The following is an 18,627-nucleotide window of genomic DNA, read 5'->3' on the forward strand; positions in this document are numbered from 1 at the left end:
GAGAGCCATGATGTACAACGCTCAAGGAAAGATGTCCCAGGCCGACGTGCTCGCGCAATATGCGCCGCTCGTGCGACGCCTCGGGCTGCAGCTCGTCGCGAAGATGCCGGCGAGCGTCGACCTCGACGACCTGATCCAGGCCGGCATGATCGGCCTGATGGACGCGGCCGGCCGCTACAAGGAAGACCAGGGCGCGCAGTTCGAGACCTACGCGACCCAGCGTATCCGCGGCGCGATGCTCGACGAGCTGCGCAGCAACGACTGGCTGCCGCGCAGCCTGCGCAAGACGTCGCGCGAGGTCGAGCACGCGGTGCACCAGGTCGAGCAGCATCTCGGCCGCTCGGCGAGCGAGACCGAGATCGCGCAGCACCTGAACATGCCGCTCGACGAATACCAGGGGATGCTGCAGGACCTGCACGGCAGCCAGCTGATCTACTACGAGGATTTCGACCGCGCGGCCGACGACGAGCCGTTCCTCGACCGCTACCGCGTCGATCACGCCGATCCGCTGTCGGCGCTGCTCGACGAGCACCTGCGCGAAGCGCTCGTCGAGGCGATCGAGCGGCTGCCGGAGCGCGAGAAGCTGCTGATGTCGCTGTACTACGAACGGGGTCTGAATCTGCGCGAAATCGGCGCGGTGCTCGAAGTGAGCGAATCGCGGGTGTGCCAGCTGCACAGCCAGGCGGTCGCGCGCCTGCGTGCCCGGCTGCGCGAACAGGCGTGGGTCGGCGCGGAGTCCTGACCCTTTACTGACGGCCGCGCGCGCCGACGCCGCGCGCGTGTGCCGGGTGCGCGTCGTGTATGTGCAGGCTTGCGCATTCTGCGCGCCGATTTGCTACAATCCTCTCCGCTTTCCGAGGAGCGTTGCGACGGACCACCCTGCGTCCGCCAGGCTCGGAAGGCTTCACCAAGCAGTCGTGCGGCACAACCGCGTCGGCCCCGCTTCCTGAACGGCGCTCACGTCACCAATCTAGAAACTTTTTAGAAAGGAGGGCGTGATGAACGCCATTATCGATTCCAAAGCTTCCAACGATTACGTCGTCGCCGACATGGCGCTGGCCGGCTGGGGCCGCAAGGAACTGAACATCGCTGAGACCGAAATGCCGGGCCTCGTGCAGATCCGTGACGAATACAAGGCGCAGCAGCCGCTGAAGGGCGCGCGCATTGCCGGTTCGCTGCACATGACGATCCAGACGGGCGTGCTGATCGAGACGCTGAAGGCGCTCGGCGCGGACGTCCGCTGGGCCTCGTGCAACATCTTCTCGACGCAGGACCACGCCGCTGCCGCGATCGTCGAAGCCGGCACGCCGGTGTTCGCGTTCAAGGGCGAATCGCTCGACGAATACTGGGAGTTCTCGCACCGCATCTTCGAATGGCCGAACGGCGAATTCGCGAACATGATCCTGGACGACGGCGGCGACGCAACGCTGCTGCTGATCCTCGGCGCGAAGGCCGAGAAGGACCGTTCGGTGATCGCGAAGCCGACCAACGAGGAAGAAGTCGCGCTGTACAAGTCGATCGCGCAGCACCTCGACGCGGACCCGACCTGGTACTCGACGCGCCTCGCGCACATCAAGGGCGTGACCGAAGAAACCACGACCGGCGTGCACCGCCTGTACCAGATGGAAAAGGACGGCCGCCTGCCGTTCCCGGCGTTCAACGTGAACGATTCGGTCACCAAGTCGAAGTTCGACAACCTGTACGGCTGCCGTGAATCGCTGGTCGACGGCATCAAGCGCGCGACCGACGTGATGATCGCGGGCAAGGTCGCGGTCGTCGCGGGCTACGGCGACGTGGGCAAGGGCTGCGCGCAGTCGCTGCGCGGCCTGGGCGCGACCGTGTGGGTCACCGAAATCGACCCGATCTGCGCACTGCAGGCGGCGATGGAAGGCTACCGCGTCGTGACGATGGAATACGCGGCCGACAAGGCCGACATCTTCGTGACGGCCACCGGCAACTACCACGTGATCAACCACGATCACATGAAGGCGATGCGCCACAACGCGATCGTCTGCAACATCGGCCACTTCGACTCGGAAATCGACGTTGCGTCGACCCGCCAGTACCAGTGGGAAAACATCAAGCCGCAGGTCGACCACATCATCTTCCCGGACGGCAAGCGCGTGATCCTGCTGGCGGAAGGCCGCCTCGTGAACCTCGGCTGCGCGACCGGCCACCCGTCGTTCGTGATGTCGAACTCGTTCGCGAACCAGACGCTCGCGCAGATCGAGCTGTTCGTGCGCGGCAACGAGTACGAGAACAAGGTGTACGTGCTGCCGAAGCACCTCGATGAAAAGGTCGCGCGCCTGCACCTCGCGCGCATCGGCGCGAACCTGTCCGTGCTGTCGGACGAGCAGGCTTCGTACATCGGCGTGCAGAAGGACGGCCCGTTCAAGCCGAACCACTACCGCTACTGATCCGATGCGCCGCTGCCGCCGTGCCGTTCGCGCGTCACCCGCGCGCACCCGGTACGGCGGCACGGCGCGGGATCGCCGGCTGCCGCGGCGCGCCTTCGGGCCCCCGCGGCAGCCGGCGGCGGCCACTGATCGTACCGATCGACAACCGAACCGGAGCACTCCATGAGCGTCATCCTCACCTGGGTCATCAACGCGCTCGCGCTGCTGATCATCACCTACCTCGTGCCGTCGATCCACATCAAGAGCTTCGGCACGGCGCTGATCATCGCGGTCGTGCTCGGCCTGATCAACACGGTGATCCGTCCGGTGCTGATCCTGCTGACGCTGCCCGTCACGATCGTCACGCTCGGGGTGTTCATCCTCGTCGTGAACGCGTTGTGCTTCTGGTTCGCGTCGTCGCTGCTGAAGGGCTTCGAGGTGTCGGGCTTCTGGTCCGCATTCTTCGGTTCGATCCTGTACAGCATCGTGTCGTGGCTGCTGTCCGCCCTGATCTTCGGTCAGCGCGACATCGGCTGACGCCCCAGGGCCTGTTCCCTCAGAATCATGAAACCGATCGAACTCTCGTTTGAATTCTTCCCGCCGAAGACGGCGGAAGGCGTCGAGAAGCTGCGCGCCACGCGTGCGCAGCTGCTGCCGTTGAAGCCGAAATTCGTGTCCTGCACGTTCGGCGCCGGCGGTTCGACGCAGCAGGGCACGCTCGATACGGTGCTCGACATGCAGAAGGACGGCCTCGAGGCCGCGCCGCACCTGTCGTGCATCGGTTCGTCGCGCGACAGCCTGCGCGCGATCCTCGACCAGTACCGCTCGTACGGCATCCGCCACATCGTCGCGCTGCGGGGCGACCTGCCGTCGGGGATGGGCGAAGTCGGCGAACTGCGCTATGCGTCGGAGCTCGTCAGCTTCATCCGTGCCGAACACGGCGACTGGTTCCACATCGAGGTGGCCGGCTATCCGGAGTACCACCCGCAGGCGCGCTCGCCGAAGGCCGATCTCGAGAATTTCGCGCGCAAGGTGAAAGCCGGCGCAAATTCCGCGATCACGCAGTACTTCTTCAACGCCGATGCGTATTTCCGCTTCGTCGACGATGCGCGCAAGCTGGGCGTGGAGGTGCCGATCGTGCCGGGCATCATGCCGATCACGAACTTCTCGCAGCTGATGCGCTTCTCCGAGATGTGCGGCGCCGAAGTGCCGCGCTGGGTCGCGCGCCGGCTCGAGAGCTTCGGCGACGATCGCGAGTCGATCCGCGCGTTCGGCGCGGACGTCGTCACGAGCCTGTGCCAGCGTCTGGTCGACGCGGGCGTGCCGGGTCTGCATTTCTATACGCTGAACACGGCGGCCGCGACGCGGACGATCTGTGAACGGCTCGTCATGTAAGCGCGCTCACGCGATTGCATGCGTCAAAGCCCCGCCGGTTGTGCCGGCGGGGCTTTTTTTTCGATGTCGGCGGCGCGCGGCCGCGTGCGTCAGCGCTGCGCCTGCATCAGCGGCGGGCGGCGCTCGAACCACGGCCGCGCCTGTTCGAGCTGGCGGGCGAGCCGGAGCAGCAGCGCGTCGTCGGCATGACGCGCGGCGAACTGCACGCCGATCGGCAGCCCGCGCGCGTTCCAGTAGAGCGGCACCGACATCGCCGGCTGGCCGGTCAGGTTGAACAGCTCGGTGCAGCCGGCCCACGTGAACGCCTTTTCCGACGACCTCGCGAGCATCTCCTTCAGCAGCGGCTTCACCGGCAGCGCGGCGAGCACCTTCATCTGCGCCGCTTCGAGCGGCGTCGGCTGCAATTCGCCGATCTTCACCGGCGGGCCCGCGAGCGACGCGCACAGGATTGCGTCGTAGCGCGACACGAGGCCGGCCACCTGCACGGTGAGCTGGCGCTGCCATTCGAGCACGTCCGGCAGGCGCGTGCGCGCGAGGCGCCGGCCGATCACGGCCATCGCCCACGTCGCGGCCTCGAATTCGCCGCGCTTCGGCGTGCGGCCGGTCAGTGCGCGCGCGCCGAGCACCATCTCCTCGGCGATCGTCGCCCATAGCGTGAGGAAGGTTTCGGCCGCGCGCGCGTAGTTGACGTGCAGCGTCGCCGGCTCGACATGGTGGCCGAGCGATTCGAGCAGTGCGGCCGCGTCGTCGAGCGCCGCGCGCGTGTCGTCGGCGAGTGCCGGCGCGAGCATCGGGTCGAGCACGAGGCCGATCCGCAGCGGGCCGGGCGGCGTGTCGAGTTCGCCGAGGAATGTGCCGGGCGCGCCCGGTGGCAAGGTCTGGCCGGTCGTCACGTCGAGCAGCAGCGCGCTGTCGCGCACGCTGCGCGTGACCGCATGCTGGACGACCAGCTCGCCGTTCGACGGCAGGTCGACGAGTACCGGGTTGCGGCTCGGCTTCAGGCCGAACAGCCCGCAGCACGACGCCGGAATGCGGATCGAGCCGCCGCCGTCGGAAGCATGCGCGAGCGGCACGATGCCGGCCGCGACGGCCGCCGCCGCACCGCCGCTCGAGCCGCCGGGCGTGTGATCGAGATTCCACGGGTTGCGGCACGCGCCGAACAGTTCGGGTTCCGTGTACGGCATCTGGCCGATCTCCGACGTGTTGGTCTTGCCGAACACGTTGAGACCGGCCGCGCGGCTGCGCGCGATCACCGGCGAATCGTCGGCGGGCACGAAATACCGGTAGTGCCGGCTGCCCATCGACAGCGGCAGCCCGGCGACCGCCGCGCCGAGATCCTTCACGAGATAGGGAACGCCGGCGAACGGCGCGTCGGTGCCGCCGTCGGGTGTGGCGGCCGCGCGCTGGCGTGCGGCTTCGTAGTCCTGCAGCACGATCGCGTTGATCGCGCCGTTGACCGCTTCGGCCTGGCCGATCGCGGCGTCGAGCAGTTCGCGCGGGCTCGCCTTGCGTTCACGTACCAGTGTGGCGAGGCCGATCGCGTCATGCGCGAGATAGTCCGAGTGCATCGCTGTCATCCCCGTTGTGGTTCGTGGCGATGACAGCAGCATAACGCGGGCCCGGTGCGCGGGGCCCGCGGCCGGCCGTTTTTAGAGGTGCTCGGCGAGGAAGGTCAGCGTGCGGCCGTGCGCGAGCGCCGACGCGCGCTGGTTGTACGACGCGCGGTCCGTGCAGTTGAAGCCGTGCTCGGCGCCCGGATAGTCGTGGAACGACGCGTGGCCGTGGCCGGCGAAAGCGGCCTTCACCTGGTCGACGGCCTCGGGCGGGATCGCGTGGTCGTGTCCCGCGTAGTGGAACAGGATCGGCTGCTTGATCTGGCCGGCCAGATCGAGCGCGTTCTGGATACCGCCGCCGTAGTAGGCCACGGCCGCGTCGATCTTGCCGGTCGCGGCCGCGCGGTACGCGAGCTGGCCGCCGAAGCAGTAGCCGATCGCGGCAACCTTGCCGGCCACTTCCGGGCGCGCGCGCAACGCATCGGCGGCCGCGCCGATGTCCGCGACCGCGAGGCCCACGTCGGTCTTTTTCATCAGCTCGATGCCCTTGTCGCGATCCGCGCCTTCGTAGGTGAGCTCGACGCGCGGCTGCGTGCGCCAGAACACGTCCGGCGCGAGCGCGACGAAGCCGTCGGACGCGTACTGGTCGGCCACCGCGCGGATGTGCGCGTTCACGCCGAAGATCTCCTGGATGATGATGACGGCAGGGCCTTTGCCGCGCTTGGGCAGCGCGAGATAGCCGCCGAAGCTGTCGTTACCGGCGGGGATGTCGATCCATTGGGCAGTCACGTTCTGAACTCCTGGCGAACGGGGTGCGCGATGCGCGCCCCGGGGTGGAAGAGGGCGGCCTAGTGTGCCATCGATCGTGTGACGGTGCAGCGCATGCGCCCGCTTCTCGCGCAGCGATCGTTTCGATCTCGATTATTCATTTTTCGGCGCTGCGCCGCTTCGATAGAGTCGATGTGCCGGCCTTTACAAAGCGCTTTCGCGCATCGTCATCGAAGGATTCGCCATGTCTGCCCGTCTGTTTTCCACGCCCTTTTCCGAACGCTTCGGCCTGCGCCTGCCGCTCGTGCAGGCGCCGATGGTCGGCGCGACTACGACCGCGATGGTCGCCGCCGCGTCGAATGCCGGCGCGCTCGGCAGTCTCGGCGCCGCCGCGTTCGCGCCCGAGCGCCTCGCGACCGAAGTCGAAGCCATCCGCGCGGCGACCGATCGCCCGTTCGCGATCAACCTGTTCGTGCTGCCGGACGCGACGCCCGACGCGGCGACCGTCGCCCGCGCGCTCGCCGCGATCGACCCGCTGAACGCGGTGCTCGGGTTGCCGCCGGGCACCGTCCCCGCGCGCTATGCGCCCGACTTCCGCGCACAGCTCGATGCGCTCGTGGCGCTGCGCGTGCCCGTTGCGAGCTTCACGTTCGGCGTGCTCGATGCGGCCGACGTCGCGCGCCTGAAGGCGGCCGGCACCTACGTGATCGGCACGGCGACGCACGTGGCCGAGGGCCTCGCCTGGCAGGCGGCCGGCGCCGACGCGCTGTCCGCGCAGGGCGCCGAGGCGGGCGGCCATCGCGGCACGTTCATCGGTTCCGCCGACGATGCGCTGATCGGTACGCTCGCGCTCGTGCCGCAACTGGTCGACGCGACCGGCCTGCCCGTGCTCGCCGCGGGCGGCATCATGGACGGCCGCGGGATCGCGGCCGCGCTCGCGCTCGGCGCGCAGGGCGCACAGCTCGGCACCGCGTTCCTCACCTGCACGGAAAGCGCGATCGCGGCGGACTGGAAGGCGCGCCTGCTCGCGAGCACCGACACGTCGACGCAGGTCACGCGCGCGATCACCGGCCGCCACGCGCGCGGGCTGCGCAACACGCTGATGGCCCGGCTCGGCGAACGCGTGGCCGACGCCGCGCCGTACCCGGTGCAGAACGCGCTGACCCAGCCGCTGCGCCAGGCCGCCGCGCGCGCGAACGACGGCGACTACCTGTCGCTGTGGGCCGGGCAGGGCGCGCCGCTCGCGCGGCGGCGCGGCGATGCGCTGACGACGTCGCAGCTCGTCGCCGCGCTCGATGCCGAATGGCGTGCGGCGGCTGCCTGATGCGTTCATGTCGGACGACGAAACGCGCGTTGTCACGCGCGTTTCATTCAATGATCACGGGCACAAAATACCGAATCGAAATGCCCCCGGATTGTTTTAAAACGACCTTTCAGAAAGCCACCTGAAATTAGCGGAAACCCTTATCCGGCGGGGCTTGCGGCGATATTCGAGTCGTCATTCCAAAGCGTGCATATCGGTAGTGTTACCACTACCCCAAAAAAGTCCCACAAATTAATTTGATCACCTACACTTGCGCGCAAGTACGGACGGGCGGCTGCTAAAAGCGGCGGTTTTCACGTGCTTGAGGCCAAGTGCATGAACGATGCAACCGGCGAATCGTCCAGTGATTGCAAACACAGGGATGGCAGCGGGGCACCGGGCGATGGCGTTTTATTGGGACCGAAACTGGAGACTTACATGAATATCAAGATGCAAAAGCTGTTGCCGATCACCGCGGCCGCGATGCTGTGCGCTGCAGCTGCGGGCAACGCAGCGGCCGATCAAGTCGTCAAGATCGGCCACGTCGCGCCCTTGACGGGCGGCATTGCACACCTGGGCAAGGACAACGAAAACGGCGCACGTCTCGCGGTTGAAGAGATCAACGCCAAGGGTCTCACGGTCGGCGGCCAGAAAATCACGCTGCAACTCGACCCGCAGGACGACGCGGCCGACCCGCGGCAGGCCACGCAGGTTGCGCAGAAGCTCGTCGACGACAAGGTCGTCGCGGTGGTCGGCCACCTGAACTCGGGCACGTCGATCCCGGCCTCGAAGATCTACAGCGATGCGGGCATCGTGCAGATCTCGCCGTCGGCGACCAACCCGGCCTACACGCAGCAGGGCTTCAAGACCACGTACCGCGTGGTGGCCACCGATGCGCAGCAGGGCCCGGCACTCGCGAACTACGCGCACTCGAAGGGCATCAAGAGCGTGGCCGTGGTCGACGATTCGACCGCGTACGGCCAGGGTCTCGCGAACGAGTTCGAGAAGAAGGCCAAGGCGCTCGGCCTGAAGGTGATGTCGCACGACGCGACGAACGACAAGGCGGTCGACTTCCGCGCGATTCTGACCAAGATCAAGGGCGAGAATCCGGACGCGATCATGTACGGCGGCATGGACGCAACGGGCGGCCCGTTCGCGAAGCAGGCGAAGCAGCTCGGCCTGCGCGCGAAGATCTTCGCGGGCGACGGCGTGTGCACGGAAAAGCTGGCCGACCTGGCCGGCGACGCGACCGACAACGTGGTGTGCTCGGAAGCCGGTGCTTCGCTCGAGAAGATGTCGGGCGGCGCGGCGTTCAAGGCGAAGTACGAGAAGCGCTTCGGCCAGCCGATCCAGATCTACGCACCGTTCACGTATGACGCCGTGTACATCATCGTCGATGCGATGAAGCGCTCGAACTCGACGGATCCGGCGAAGATCCTCGCCGCGATGCCGGCGACGAACTACTCGGGCGTGATCGGCACGACGACCTTCGACTCGAAGGGCGACCTGCAGCACGGCGTGATCTCGCTGTACAACTACAAGGGCGGCAAGAAGTCGCTGCTCGACGAAGTGAAGATGTAACGATACAAGCGGTCAACAGAAGGGGTGAAAGCGCGCATGCGGCAACGCATGCGCGCTTTCTTTTTGGGCCGGCGCGTGCCGTGCCCCGTCAGATCTTCAGCCGCGCGAGCACCTTCGGCGCGACGGCCGCGACGAGCGCCGCGCACAGCGCGACGACGGACAGGCCGATCGTCAGGTTCGACGCCTGCGCGACGGCGCCGATCACGACCGGACCGAACAGCATGCCGAAATACGCGAGGCCGGCCACGTGCGCGAGCCCTTCGGCTGCATGGATGCCTTTCACGCGCGCGGCGGCCGCGAACAGCACCGGCATCATGTTCGCGAGGCCGAGGCCCATCAGCGTGAAGCCGGTCAGCACCGTGGCCGAATACGGCAGCAGCAGCGCGCCGATCATCCCCGCGCAGGCGAGCGACGCGCTCGCGAACACGAGCTGCGGCGCGCCGAAGCGGGCGCGCACGGCGTCGCCCGCGAAGCGCGCGATGGCCATCCCGCCCGAGAACGCGGCATAGGCGGCGCTGGCGAGCGCGGGGCTCGCCACGACGACGTCGCGCATGTAGACCGTCGCCCAGTCGTACATCGCGCCTTCGGCGATCAGCGCGACGAGCGCGATGCCGCCGAGCATCCACAACGCCGGCGAGCGCCAGCGGTTGCCGCCGCCGTGCGCGTGTTCGTGATGCGGCACATGCGGGAGCACGGCCGGGCTGGCGACTACGAGCACCGTCGCGCTGGTCGCCGCCGCGAGCGCGAGATGCACGGCCGGCGCCATGCCGGCCGACAGCAGCGCGCCGCCGGCGGCCGCGCCGGCCATCCCGCCGATGCTGAACATGCCGTGCAGCGACGACATGATCGGCCTGCCGATCGCGATTTCGACCGCGCTGGCCTCGGCGTTCATCGCCACGTCGAGCGTCGCCATCGAGAAGCCGAACAGCGCGAGCACGGCGAGCAGCAACGGGTAATCGGGCACGACGAGGATCAGCGCCGCGCAGGCCGACATCACGAGCCCGCCCGCGAGGCACGCGGTGCGCGAGCCGACGCGCGCGATCCAGCGCGCGATGGTCAGCATCGCGGCGATCGAGCCGACGGCGACCGCGAACAGCGCGATCGACAGCAGCCCGGGGCTCAGCGCGAACTTGTCGCGCACGGTCGGCACGTGCACGCCCCACGACGCGAACATCATGCCGGCGACGAAGAACAGCGCCATCGATGCCGCGCGGGCCCGCTGGCGGGCCGGCAGCGACAGCACGCGATGCGCGTCGGGCGGCGCGGCGAACGGGGACGACGATTCGGGGGAGGAGGATTCGGACACGATGACGCTCATCAAAGGAAATGCACGGACGCACGCGGCGCCCGTCGGATTCGTCCGATTCTATCGAACCGCTTACGATCGTGCCGGGCGTTGGCCGTTCGGCCGATGATCCGGCGATTAGTCAGTGACCCGCGTTCGGCCGCATCGACTGCCCTGGCCGTTCGACCGATGCACGGCGCGCCGCGCCCGCGGGTAACATCGGAGCGCATGGCGTGCCCGGTGCGCCCCCCTTCGACCGCAGGAGTCCTCTTGAACATCGATCCCGCTCTCGCCGTGCATTTGCTGCACCGCTGCGCGCTCGGCACGCTCGCCACCCATTCGCGCGATCCGCAGGGTTTCCCGTATCCGACGGTCGTCCCGTTTGCACCCGATGCAAGCCATCGTCCCGTGATCCTCGTGAGCGGCCTTGCGGAGCACACGCGCAATCTGGCCGCCGATCCGCGCGCGGGCTTCCTCGTCGTCGATGCGCCCGACGGCGACGTGCTGAACGCCGAGCGCGCGACGCTGCTCGGCCGGTTCGTGCCGCTCGGCGACGATCCGCACGTCACCGCGCGCTACTGTCGTTATGAGCCGGATGCCGCGCGCTATCTCGCGCTGGGCGATTTCACGTTCTGGGCACTCGACGTCGAGCGGCTGCGCTATATCGGCGGGTTCGGGCGCATGGGCTGGGTCGACGGCACGCATCTCGATGCGCTGCCGCCGCTCGCGTTCGACGAGGAGCAGGCGTTATGGGACGCGTACGATGCCGGCGCGGCGCGCCGCGACGGGCTCGAATTGCTCGGCGTCGATCGCCACGGCGCCGACTGGCGACATGACGGCCGCCGCGTGCGTACGCCGTTCGATACGCCATTGGCCGATGCGGGCGAATGGCGCGAGCGGCTGATGGCGTGCGCGCGGGATGTGACGTGACGTCGCGGATACCGGCGGCTCCGCGCTTTGCCCGTTTAGCGAGGCGCGCCATCCGATTTTCGTAAAACTGTCGTCCGATGAAAGCTTCTATTTTTCAAATGCAGGGTAATTGCGTATGTTGATAGACCTAATAGCCAATCGCTAATGTCCTAATCTCTGTGTAGGAACGTAAAAATTTGAGAAAAGGCCGTGGCCGGTCAAAATGACACGTGTGAATTCCAATTGATCTCGGGATTTTCATGAATCCCGCTTCTATCAAATCTTTTTTGTGCTAATCTCTGCCTTCGAAAATCCGAGGCACATATATTTCATGAATGGTGAGCTGGCTGCAGACCGGCGCCATTGGTCAGATAGAAAGGGAAACTATGTCTTCTTACAAGGACCTGCTGGCCCAGCGGGAGAAGCTGGAGAAGCAAATCGAAGAAGCAAAGTCGCGTGAATACGCTGAAGTGCTGAATGACGTGAAGCAGAAAATTGCCGACTACGGCTTTTCGCTCGCCGAACTCGGTCTCAGCCGCGCGAAGGCAGGTAAGGTTGGCCGTCCGCGCGCAGGCGTTGCCGCGAAATACCGCGATCCGGAAACGGGCGCGACGTGGTCGGGCCGCGGCAAGCCGCCGCGCTGGATCGCAGGCAAGAACCGCGAACAGTTTGCGATTTAAACGTCCGTTTAAATAGCCTGCTCTTCAAAAGAGCCGCGTGTCCGTTAAGGAGCGCGGCTTTTTTGTTTTCTGCGCTCGCCGCGCACATGGCGTTGTCATGAAAATGTAATGATGGGGCGTGAATGAAAATACGACCCGTTCGCATAAGCGGTTGATTTAAATAAGAAATTTGTGGGTATTGGCGGGGTTCACGGGGCGCCCTTGATAGAATCGGGTATCGCTCACCGATATCTCATATTTCATGTCCACGTTTTCCGGCGACGCGCAGAGCGCAGATAAGCACGCGGTTGCACGCAAGAGCACGTTCGTCAGTATTGTGCTGAATGTCGTGCTTGCGACATTTCAGATCGTCGTCGGCGTGATTGCCCATTCGCAGGCATTGATTGCTGACGGGGTGCATTCGATTTCCGATTTGATCTCGGATTTTGTCGTGCTGGTTGCGAATCGGCATAGCGGCGCATCGCCGGATGCCGACCACAATTACGGCCACAGCCGCTACGAGACCGTCGCCTCGCTGTTTCTCGGCGCGATCCTGATTGCGGTTGGCGTCGGCATGCTCTGGCGGGCCGGCGACCGCCTCGTTAATCTCGAAAACATTCCGGCGGTACATTTTTCCGCGCTGCTCGTCGCGCTGACGGTGCTCGTGTCGAAAGAGGCGCTGTTTCGCTACATGTTGCGCGAAGCGCGGCGCGTCCGTTCGGCGATGCTCGTCGCGAATGCATGGCATGCGCGTTCGGATGCCGCGTCGTCGCTCGTCGTCGCGATCGGCATCGTCGGCAGCCTGGCCGGCGTGCGGCTGCTCGACCCGATCGCGGCGGCGATCGTCGGCTTCATGGTTGCGCGCATGGGCTGGACGTTCGGCTATGACGCGTTGCAGGACCTCTCCGACCGCGCGCTCGATACGACCGATACGGCCGAGATCCGCGCGCTGCTCGCGGCGACGCCGGGCGTGCGCGACGTGCACGACCTGCGCACGCGCAAGATGGGCGATGCCGCGCTCGTCGACGCGCACATCCTCGTCGATCCGAAAATCTCCGTCTCCGAAGGGCACTACATCGCCGAGACCGCGCGTGCGCGCGTGCTGACCGACGCGCGCGTGCTCGATGCGCTGATCCATGTCGATCCCGAGAACGACGCGGCGCGCCGTCCGGCGCTCGCGCTGCCGCCGCGCGGCGAGATCGTGGCACGGCTCGAGGCCGCGCTCGCGCTGCGCGGGCTGCATGCGGCGGCCATCAACCTGCATTACCTGAGTACGGGGCTCGAGATCGACGTGACGCTTGCCTGCGATCCGCACGACACCGACGCGGCGCTGGCTGGAAGGCTCGACGCCGACGCGCTGAAGCGCGAGTTCGGCGCGCGCCGGATCGGCTTCACGCGCACGATGCCCGCGCATGCGTGACCCGCCGCGGGCACACGGGATAGAAGGCTGCCGGCGCGTGCTGGCGCGTTACAGCGGCAGTTGCGTGTCGAACTTGATCTCGCGCAGCACGACGCTCGTGCGCACCTGCGACACGGCGGGGATCTTGAAGATGCGTTCGTGCAGGAACACGTCGTAGGCCTTGATGTCCGGCGCGACGATCTTGAGGATGTAGTCGGCTTCGCCGGTCGTGCTGTAGCACTCGGTGACTTCCGGGCAGGTCGAGATCTCGCGCTCGAACTGCTCGACGCCGCCTTCGTTGTGGCGGGTCAGGTGCACGTGCGCGAGCGCGCAGACGTGCAGGCCGAGCTTCTCGCGATCGAGCAGCGCCGTGTAGCGCTGGATCACGCCCGACTGTTCCATGTCCTTGATGCGGCGCCAGCACGGCGTGCTCGACAGGCCGACCTGGTCCGAGATTTCCTGGACCGAGCGGCGCGCGTCGAGCTGCAACAGGCGAAGGATTTTTTGCGAAAAGGAATCGAGCGTCACCTGCGCCTCCATGCGGCAGCTACAACACGCTGAATGTTAGAGGGCCGGGAAAGGAAAGGCAATCTGGCGTCGCGTTGTTGAGCGAGATTCGCTAATTTGCTCGCGGATCCGTGGGATTTTGTCCCGCGCCTGCGTTTTCCGACCGATCGGTGTCCGACACCGCGAGGCCCGCGAGCGCGGCCTGCTGGCGGCGCAGGTCGGCCAGCATGTTGCAGAACAGCGCGCCTTGCTCGATCGCGTCGTCGAGCGCGACGTGCGTGTGCGGATGGTCGTCGAACCAGTGCTTCGGAAAGCGCGGCTTGATCGCCTTGCGGTACGGCAGGCCCGTCATCGCGAACGCGAGCGTCTTGATGTCGAGCGCCGACCACGAGAACGGGCAGCGGCCCGCGAAGCGCATCATGTACCAGAACATGAACGTGAAATCGAAGCCCGCCGGCATCGCGACGAACACCGGCTTGCCGGGCAGCGCCTCGACCCAGTCGACGTACGCGAGCAGCGCCGCTTCGGGTGCCTGCAGATCCTTCCGGCACGCGGCCCATGCTTCGGGCTCGGTCTTCCACCACGCTTCCTGCACCGGGTGCGCCTGCGCGCCGGGCAGCGTGTCGAGATTGGCCGAGAACGTCGCGATCAGCTGCTTGTCCTCGGTATAGGCGGCCGACGCGAAGCTCAGCATCGAGTGCGGGCCGGGAATCGGGCCGTCGGCCTCGACGTCGGTGCTGACGTAGATTTCCGGGATGGCGGTCTGGTTCATCCGAATACCTTGTCGGACACGAACGGGTTGGTGCGGCGCTCGTCGCCGAACGTCGACACCGGGCCGTGGCCCGGCACGAACGTCACGTCGTCGCCGAGCGGCCACAGCTTCTCCTTGATCGACCGGACGAGATCCTCGTGATTGCCGCGCGGAAAATCGGTGCGGCCGATCGAGCCCGCGAACAGCACGTCGCCGACGATCGCGACGCGATGCGCGCGGCTGAAGAACACGACGTGGCCGGGCGTGTGGCCCGGGCAGTGATAGACCTCAAGCGTCTCGTCGCCGAACTGCACGGTGTCGCCGTCGTTCAGCCAGTGATCCGGCTCGAAGGTTTCGGCGGCCGGAAAGCCGAAGCGCTCGCTCTGCATCGGCAGCTTCTCGATCCAGAAGCGCTCTTCTTCCTGCGGCCCCTCGATCGGCACGCCGTAATGCGTCGCGAGCGTCTTCGCGCCCGCGCAGTGATCGATGTGCCCGTGCGTGAGCAGCACCTTCTCGACCTGCACGTTCTGCCGCGCGACTTCCTGTTCGATCCGGTCGAGATCGCCGCCCGGATCGACGACGGCGGCGCGGCCCGTTTTCTCGCAGACGAGCAGCGAGCAGTTCTGCTGGAACGGCGTGACCGGAATGAGCGTGACTTTCATGGAGGCACCGGCGGCTAAAAGGAGCGATTGTACCGGTCGCGCGTGCCGCCTGCCGGTCGCGCGACGCGCGTCGCGGCGGACGCCTCCGGGCATTCCCGGAGCATGTCGATTGTTACGGCCATAGTGAGAATCAATGGTCCCCGACGGGCGCTTTTCGAGACAACCTTTTGGTTTATGTATAATGCGCCCCATTGCACGTGAATTTCACGCAATTCGCTGGTGTTTCGGCCCCGTTAAAAAAGGGGCGTCGGAGGCACCGTCAAGCATCAGCCGCCGGGGAGTCCGGCGGTGTATCCAGCACCGAATATTCGGTGCTCACGTCTTGTCCGGCCGGGTGCTGCGCGCCCGCCTGCGGCCCTGCTGCCGCGCCGCCGGATGGGGCCTGTGCCGCCGTTCCTGTGAGTCGGTCGTTTCGACGCGCGCGAACGTGAAGCCATGTTCGATGGCGGCATGTGGGGTCTGGTCAGGCTGTTGGGGACAGGTTGCGCCAGACGTGAAAGCTAATCAGGACGGTTGCGGCCTAGACGAAAGCCGCGCCCATGCTAGCCGCCTGCTCGCATCCGAGCGGGGCGTGCACGCATTTGCCGTCCGGGCCGCATATCCGCGCCGTGAATCGGTGTGATGAAGGCGCGGCCCGAACCAGAAGGCGACACGTCGATGAATTTACGTTTTCCGAGTCGATTCGGGACCATTGCATTGTTTTTTGCGCTGACGGGCTGCGCGGTGCCACCCAGCCAGACCACCGGTAGCGCGAACCAGAAGAACGCCGTCGACAAGACGGCCGCCGCCGCGAAGGCGGATAGCGACAAGCAGCTGAACTTTGATTCCGCGCTGGCATCGATGCCGGCTGCCGACAGCAAGGACGCGAAGAAGTCGTCGCTGGCGGACGCCGAGCCGATCGACGGCAAGGATGTGTCCGATTTCCGCCAGACGGGCCGCGCATCGTGGTACGGGCGGGACTTCCACGGCCGCCGCACCGCGAACGGCGAGCGCTTCAACATGAATGCACTCACCGCCGCACACCGCACGCTGCCGCTGTCGTCGTACATCAAGGTGACGAACGCGTCGACCGGCAAGTGGGTCGTCGTGAAGGTCAACGATCGCGGGCCGTTCAAGCGCGGTCGTGTGCTCGACCTGTCGTATGCGGCCGCCAAGATGATCGGCCTCGTGCACGCCGGCACGGGCCGCGTGAAGATCGAAGGGCTGTCGCCGCAGGAAGCGCGCGAGGCACGCGACGAAATGTTCGCGTCGGTCTCGGCGAAGTAACGCAGCGGCTCGACCGCTCATGCAAAAGGGCTGCCCGCGGGCAGCCCTTTGTCTTTCCTGCGCGGCGCGATGCCGGCGCCGGCTTCCCGGTGCCGGCCGCCTCGCGTGTCAGCTTTCGTCCTTCAGCGCCAGCGCACGCGCATACAGCGTGTTGCGCGACGCGCCCGTCAGCGCGGCCGCGAGCTTGGCCGCGCTCTTCACCGGCACCTCTTCCAGCAGCAGCTTGAGCAGCGCGTCGTGCGCGGTGTCGTCGGCTTCGCCGCTCGTCGCCGGTGCGCCTTCGACCACCAGCACGAACTCGCCGCGCTGCCGGTTCGCATCGCCGGCGAGCCAGGTCTGTCCTTCGGCCAGGGTGCCCTGGAACAACTGCTCGTGTAGCTTGGTGAGCTCGCGCGCGATCAGCAGCCGGCGCGCGGGGCCGAATGCGTCGGCGAGTGCGGCGACGGTTTCGGCGATCCGGTGCGGGGCCTCGTAGAACACCAGTGCATACGGGTGCGATACCAGCGCCTGCAGCGCGGTCGCGCGCTGCTTCGTCTTCGGCGGCAGGAAGCCCGCGAACGTGAACGCGCCGGCCCAGTCGCCGGCCACGCTCAGCGCGGTCACGGCCGCGCTCGCGCCCGGCAGCGGAATCACCGCGAAGCCGGCGGCGCGCACCGCGTCGACGAGCCGCGCGCCGGGATCCGAGATGCCGGGCGTGCCGGCGTCCGATACATAGGCCACGCGCTCGCCGCCGCGCAGCAGTTCGATCACGCGTTGCGCGGCTTCGCGTTCGTTGTGCTCGTGCACGGCGACGAGCGGTTTCGAGATCCCGTAGCGGGCGAGCAGCTGGCCCGTGTTGCGGGTGTCTTCGGCCGCGATGCGGTCGGCGAGGCCGAGCACGTGCAGCGCGCGCAGCGTGATGTCGGCGGTGTTGCCGATCGGCGTGGCGACCACGTAGAGCGCGGCGTCCGGGTAGTGCTGCGTGTGCGCGAGTTCGAGGAGGGCAGTCATGGCAGGCAATGCGCGCAATCGCGGCGCAAGCGGAACAAGGACGGCATTGTGCCACGCGGCGCCGGCCCGGCCGGGCGACGGGCGCGGTTTGGTGCGCGCCGGCGACAACTTTTCGGATGCGGCGCGATCCAAACCGGTCGGCGCGGCATTCGAGCTGCGCGCGCGGCAGTTTCTCGAACGCCGCGGCCTCGGGTTCGTCGCGGCGAACGTGACGATGCGCGGTGGCGAGCTCGATCTCGTGATGCGCGAGCCTGACGGCATGCTCGTGTTCGTCGAGGTGCGCGCGCGGCGCAGCGTCCGGCATGGCGGCGCGGCCGCGAGCGTCGGCTGGCGCAAGCGGCGTCGCCTGGTGGCGGCCGCGCTCCAGTTCTGGGCGCGGCACGGCGCCGGCGCCGCGTGCCGCTTCGACGTCGTCGCGTTCGAGGCCGGCCGGCTCGCGTGGCTGCGCGACGCATTTCGTGCCGACGATGCGTAGCGGCGAGCTGTGACGAGATGTAAAGAGTTCTTGCCGGACCGCCGGAGAGGGTGCCGGAGTACGGTAAACTCGCCGCACCCACGATGTCGCGCGATGCGTGCCACGCGCCCAGTTCACCAGGAATCGATGTCAGTCGAACGTATTCAGCAACATTTCCGCGACAGCGCCGCGCTTCACGCCGAAGCGGCCGACGCGCTGTCGCTGCCGATCGCAGCCGCGGTCGATGCGATGTTCGCCGCGCTGGCGAACGGCAACAAGATCGTCGCGTGCGGTGACGGCCCGTCAGCCGCCGCCGCGCATTACCTCGCCGTGTCACTCGTCGGCGGCTTCGAGCGCGAGCGCCCGGGCCTGCCCGCGATCGCGCTGGCCACCGATGCGTCGCAGGGCGGCCTCGCGGGCGCGGTGTCCGCCGATCAGCTGTTCGCGCAGCAGGTGCGCGTGCTCGGCCAGACCGGCGACATCCTGCTGGTGCTCGATCCGGCCGGCGCGTCGCCGCGCGTGCTGGCGGCGATCGACGAAGCGCACGAGCGCGAGATGACCGTCGTCGCGCTGACGGGCGGCGACGGCCATGCGGTCGCCGCCGCGCTGTCCGATACCGATATTCCGATCAGCGTGCCCGCCGTTCGCGCGGCGCGCATCCACGAAGTCCATCTGCTGACCATCCACTGCCTGTGCGACGGCATCGACGCGATGCTGCTGGGTGAGGATTGAACGAAGGAGAGCCGTCG

The 18,627-nt window shown here is 67.1% G+C and carries 19 protein-coding genes and 1 riboswitch; of the genes, 12 read left to right on the plus strand and 7 right to left on the minus strand.

Features of this window, described 5'->3' with window-relative positions; all coding sequences use genetic code 11:
- Positions 1-7 precede the first annotated feature (7 nt).
- From CFB45_RS01175 to metF, 4 genes are all read left to right on the plus strand, one after another.
- Complete coding sequence (locus CFB45_RS01175) at positions 8-742, plus strand: RNA polymerase sigma factor FliA (protein WP_006484033.1); 735 nt, start codon at positions 8-10, stop codon at positions 740-742.
- Between the two features lie 108 nt (positions 743-850).
- A riboswitch (S-adenosyl-L-homocysteine riboswitch) is annotated at positions 851-966 on the plus strand.
- A 32-nt stretch (positions 967-998) separates the two neighbouring features.
- Positions 999-2,417 carry an adenosylhomocysteinase gene (ahcY, locus tag CFB45_RS01180; RefSeq protein WP_069246874.1) on the plus strand — a complete coding sequence of 473 codons (1,419 nt, stop codon included), beginning with the start codon at positions 999-1,001 and terminating at the stop codon, positions 2,415-2,417.
- Positions 2,418-2,579: 162 nt separating this feature from the next.
- Positions 2,580-2,933, plus strand: a complete 354-nt coding sequence (locus CFB45_RS01185) for a phage holin family protein (RefSeq protein WP_006477367.1) — start codon at positions 2,580-2,582, stop codon at positions 2,931-2,933.
- A gap of 27 nt (positions 2,934-2,960) precedes the next feature.
- Positions 2,961-3,791 carry a methylenetetrahydrofolate reductase [NAD(P)H] gene (gene metF / locus CFB45_RS01190; RefSeq protein ID WP_089424248.1) on the plus strand — a complete coding sequence of 277 codons (831 nt, stop codon included), beginning with the start codon at positions 2,961-2,963 and terminating at the stop codon, positions 3,789-3,791.
- 89 nt (positions 3,792-3,880) lie between these two features.
- Here the strand turns inward: metF and CFB45_RS01195 are convergent, their stop codons facing one another.
- A complete protein-coding gene (locus CFB45_RS01195; RefSeq protein WP_089424249.1) occupies positions 3,881-5,359 on the minus strand; it encodes an amidase in 1,479 nt (492 codons plus the stop codon).
- Between the two features lie 81 nt (positions 5,360-5,440).
- The gene (locus CFB45_RS01200) at positions 5,441-6,133 is read right to left on the minus strand and encodes a dienelactone hydrolase family protein (protein WP_089424250.1); all 693 of its coding nucleotides are present in this window, start codon (positions 6,131-6,133) and stop codon (positions 5,441-5,443) included.
- 223 nt (positions 6,134-6,356) lie between these two features.
- On the opposite strand from CFB45_RS01200, the gene CFB45_RS01205 reads away from it, so the two are divergent.
- The gene (locus CFB45_RS01205) at positions 6,357-7,436 is read left to right on the plus strand and encodes an NAD(P)H-dependent flavin oxidoreductase (protein WP_089424251.1); all 1,080 of its coding nucleotides are present in this window, start codon (positions 6,357-6,359) and stop codon (positions 7,434-7,436) included.
- Positions 7,437-7,853: 417 nt separating this feature from the next.
- Positions 7,854-8,996 (plus strand): branched-chain amino acid ABC transporter substrate-binding protein, encoded by a 1,143-nt coding sequence (locus CFB45_RS01210; RefSeq protein ID WP_069246879.1) that lies wholly within the window; start codon positions 7,854-7,856, stop codon positions 8,994-8,996.
- Between the two features lie 88 nt (positions 8,997-9,084).
- Here the strand turns inward: CFB45_RS01210 and CFB45_RS01215 are convergent, their stop codons facing one another.
- Positions 9,085-10,302 (minus strand): MFS transporter, encoded by a 1,218-nt coding sequence (locus CFB45_RS01215; protein WP_179255029.1) that lies wholly within the window; start codon positions 10,300-10,302, stop codon positions 9,085-9,087.
- 249 nt (positions 10,303-10,551) lie between these two features.
- On the opposite strand from CFB45_RS01215, the gene CFB45_RS01220 reads away from it, so the two are divergent.
- The 3 genes from CFB45_RS01220 to CFB45_RS01230 all read left to right on the plus strand — a co-directional run bounded on the left by CFB45_RS01220 (position 10,552) and on the right by CFB45_RS01230 (position 13,269).
- Positions 10,552-11,211 carry a HugZ family pyridoxamine 5'-phosphate oxidase gene (locus CFB45_RS01220; RefSeq protein WP_089424253.1) on the plus strand — a complete coding sequence of 220 codons (660 nt, stop codon included), beginning with the start codon at positions 10,552-10,554 and terminating at the stop codon, positions 11,209-11,211.
- Between the two features lie 365 nt (positions 11,212-11,576).
- Positions 11,577-11,870 carry an H-NS histone family protein gene (locus tag CFB45_RS01225; protein WP_006491875.1) on the plus strand — a complete coding sequence of 98 codons (294 nt, stop codon included), beginning with the start codon at positions 11,577-11,579 and terminating at the stop codon, positions 11,868-11,870.
- Positions 11,871-12,111: 241 nt separating this feature from the next.
- A complete protein-coding gene (locus tag CFB45_RS01230; protein ID WP_089424254.1) occupies positions 12,112-13,269 on the plus strand; it encodes a cation diffusion facilitator family transporter in 1,158 nt (385 codons plus the stop codon).
- Positions 13,270-13,317: 48 nt separating this feature from the next.
- Here the strand turns inward: CFB45_RS01230 and CFB45_RS01235 are convergent, their stop codons facing one another.
- The 3 genes from CFB45_RS01235 to CFB45_RS01245 form a co-directional block, all read right to left on the minus strand.
- Positions 13,318-13,788, minus strand: coding sequence for an Lrp/AsnC family transcriptional regulator (locus tag CFB45_RS01235; RefSeq protein ID WP_011882933.1), 471 nt, complete (start codon positions 13,786-13,788; stop codon positions 13,318-13,320).
- A 79-nt stretch (positions 13,789-13,867) separates the two neighbouring features.
- A complete protein-coding gene (locus CFB45_RS01240) occupies positions 13,868-14,527 on the minus strand; it encodes an exonuclease (protein ID WP_089424255.1) in 660 nt (219 codons plus the stop codon).
- A complete protein-coding gene (locus tag CFB45_RS01245; RefSeq protein ID WP_043185095.1) occupies positions 14,524-15,168 on the minus strand; it encodes an MBL fold metallo-hydrolase in 645 nt (214 codons plus the stop codon). Before CFB45_RS01245 ends, CFB45_RS01240 begins: the two co-directional genes overlap by 4 nt.
- 657 nt (positions 15,169-15,825) lie before the next feature.
- On the opposite strand from CFB45_RS01245, the gene CFB45_RS01250 reads away from it, so the two are divergent.
- Positions 15,826-16,434, plus strand: a complete 609-nt coding sequence (locus CFB45_RS01250) for a septal ring lytic transglycosylase RlpA family protein (protein WP_089424296.1) — start codon at positions 15,826-15,828, stop codon at positions 16,432-16,434.
- 108 nt (positions 16,435-16,542) lie between these two features.
- Here the strand turns inward: CFB45_RS01250 and rsmI are convergent, their stop codons facing one another.
- Positions 16,543-17,424: a 16S rRNA (cytidine(1402)-2'-O)-methyltransferase gene (gene rsmI / locus CFB45_RS01255; RefSeq protein ID WP_089424256.1), complete on the minus strand. Its 882-nt coding sequence runs from the start codon at positions 17,422-17,424 to the stop codon at positions 16,543-16,545.
- 46 nt (positions 17,425-17,470) lie between these two features.
- On the opposite strand from rsmI, the gene CFB45_RS01260 reads away from it, so the two are divergent.
- Positions 17,471-17,899, plus strand: a complete 429-nt coding sequence (locus CFB45_RS01260; protein ID WP_174976294.1) for a YraN family protein — start codon at positions 17,471-17,473, stop codon at positions 17,897-17,899.
- Positions 17,900-18,025: 126 nt separating this feature from the next.
- The gene (locus CFB45_RS01265) at positions 18,026-18,610 is read left to right on the plus strand and encodes an SIS domain-containing protein (RefSeq protein ID WP_069246887.1); all 585 of its coding nucleotides are present in this window, start codon (positions 18,026-18,028) and stop codon (positions 18,608-18,610) included.
- The last annotated feature ends 17 nt before the right edge of the window (positions 18,611-18,627 follow it).

The organism is Burkholderia sp. HI2500, assembly GCF_002223055.1.
In the GTDB taxonomy this organism is placed as follows: domain Bacteria; phylum Pseudomonadota; class Gammaproteobacteria; order Burkholderiales; family Burkholderiaceae; genus Burkholderia.

Coding starts and splice junctions, on each gene's coding strand:
- CFB45_RS01175 (WP_006484033.1), top strand. CDS start 8: ATGATGTACAACGCTCAAGGAAAGATGTCCCAGGCCGACGTGCTCGCG.
- ahcY (WP_069246874.1), top strand. CDS start 999: ATGAACGCCATTATCGATTCCAAAGCTTCCAACGATTACGTCGTCGCC.
- CFB45_RS01185 (WP_006477367.1), top strand. CDS start 2,580: ATGAGCGTCATCCTCACCTGGGTCATCAACGCGCTCGCGCTGCTGATC.
- metF (WP_089424248.1), top strand. CDS start 2,961: ATGAAACCGATCGAACTCTCGTTTGAATTCTTCCCGCCGAAGACGGCG.
- CFB45_RS01195 (WP_089424249.1), bottom strand. CDS start 5,359: ATGCACTCGGACTATCTCGCGCATGACGCGATCGGCCTCGCCACACTG.
- CFB45_RS01205 (WP_089424251.1), top strand. CDS start 6,357: ATGTCTGCCCGTCTGTTTTCCACGCCCTTTTCCGAACGCTTCGGCCTG.
- CFB45_RS01210 (WP_069246879.1), top strand. CDS start 7,854: ATGAATATCAAGATGCAAAAGCTGTTGCCGATCACCGCGGCCGCGATG.
- CFB45_RS01225 (WP_006491875.1), top strand. CDS start 11,577: ATGTCTTCTTACAAGGACCTGCTGGCCCAGCGGGAGAAGCTGGAGAAG.
- CFB45_RS01230 (WP_089424254.1), top strand. CDS start 12,112: ATGTCCACGTTTTCCGGCGACGCGCAGAGCGCAGATAAGCACGCGGTT.
- CFB45_RS01235 (WP_011882933.1), bottom strand. CDS start 13,788: ATGGAGGCGCAGGTGACGCTCGATTCCTTTTCGCAAAAAATCCTTCGC.
- CFB45_RS01240 (WP_089424255.1), bottom strand. CDS start 14,527: ATGAACCAGACCGCCATCCCGGAAATCTACGTCAGCACCGACGTCGAG.
- CFB45_RS01245 (WP_043185095.1), bottom strand. CDS start 15,168: ATGAAAGTCACGCTCATTCCGGTCACGCCGTTCCAGCAGAACTGCTCG.
- CFB45_RS01250 (WP_089424296.1), top strand. CDS start 15,826: ATGAATTTACGTTTTCCGAGTCGATTCGGGACCATTGCATTGTTTTTT.
- rsmI (WP_089424256.1), bottom strand. CDS start 17,424: ATGACTGCCCTCCTCGAACTCGCGCACACGCAGCACTACCCGGACGCC.
- CFB45_RS01265 (WP_069246887.1), top strand. CDS start 18,026: ATGTCAGTCGAACGTATTCAGCAACATTTCCGCGACAGCGCCGCGCTT.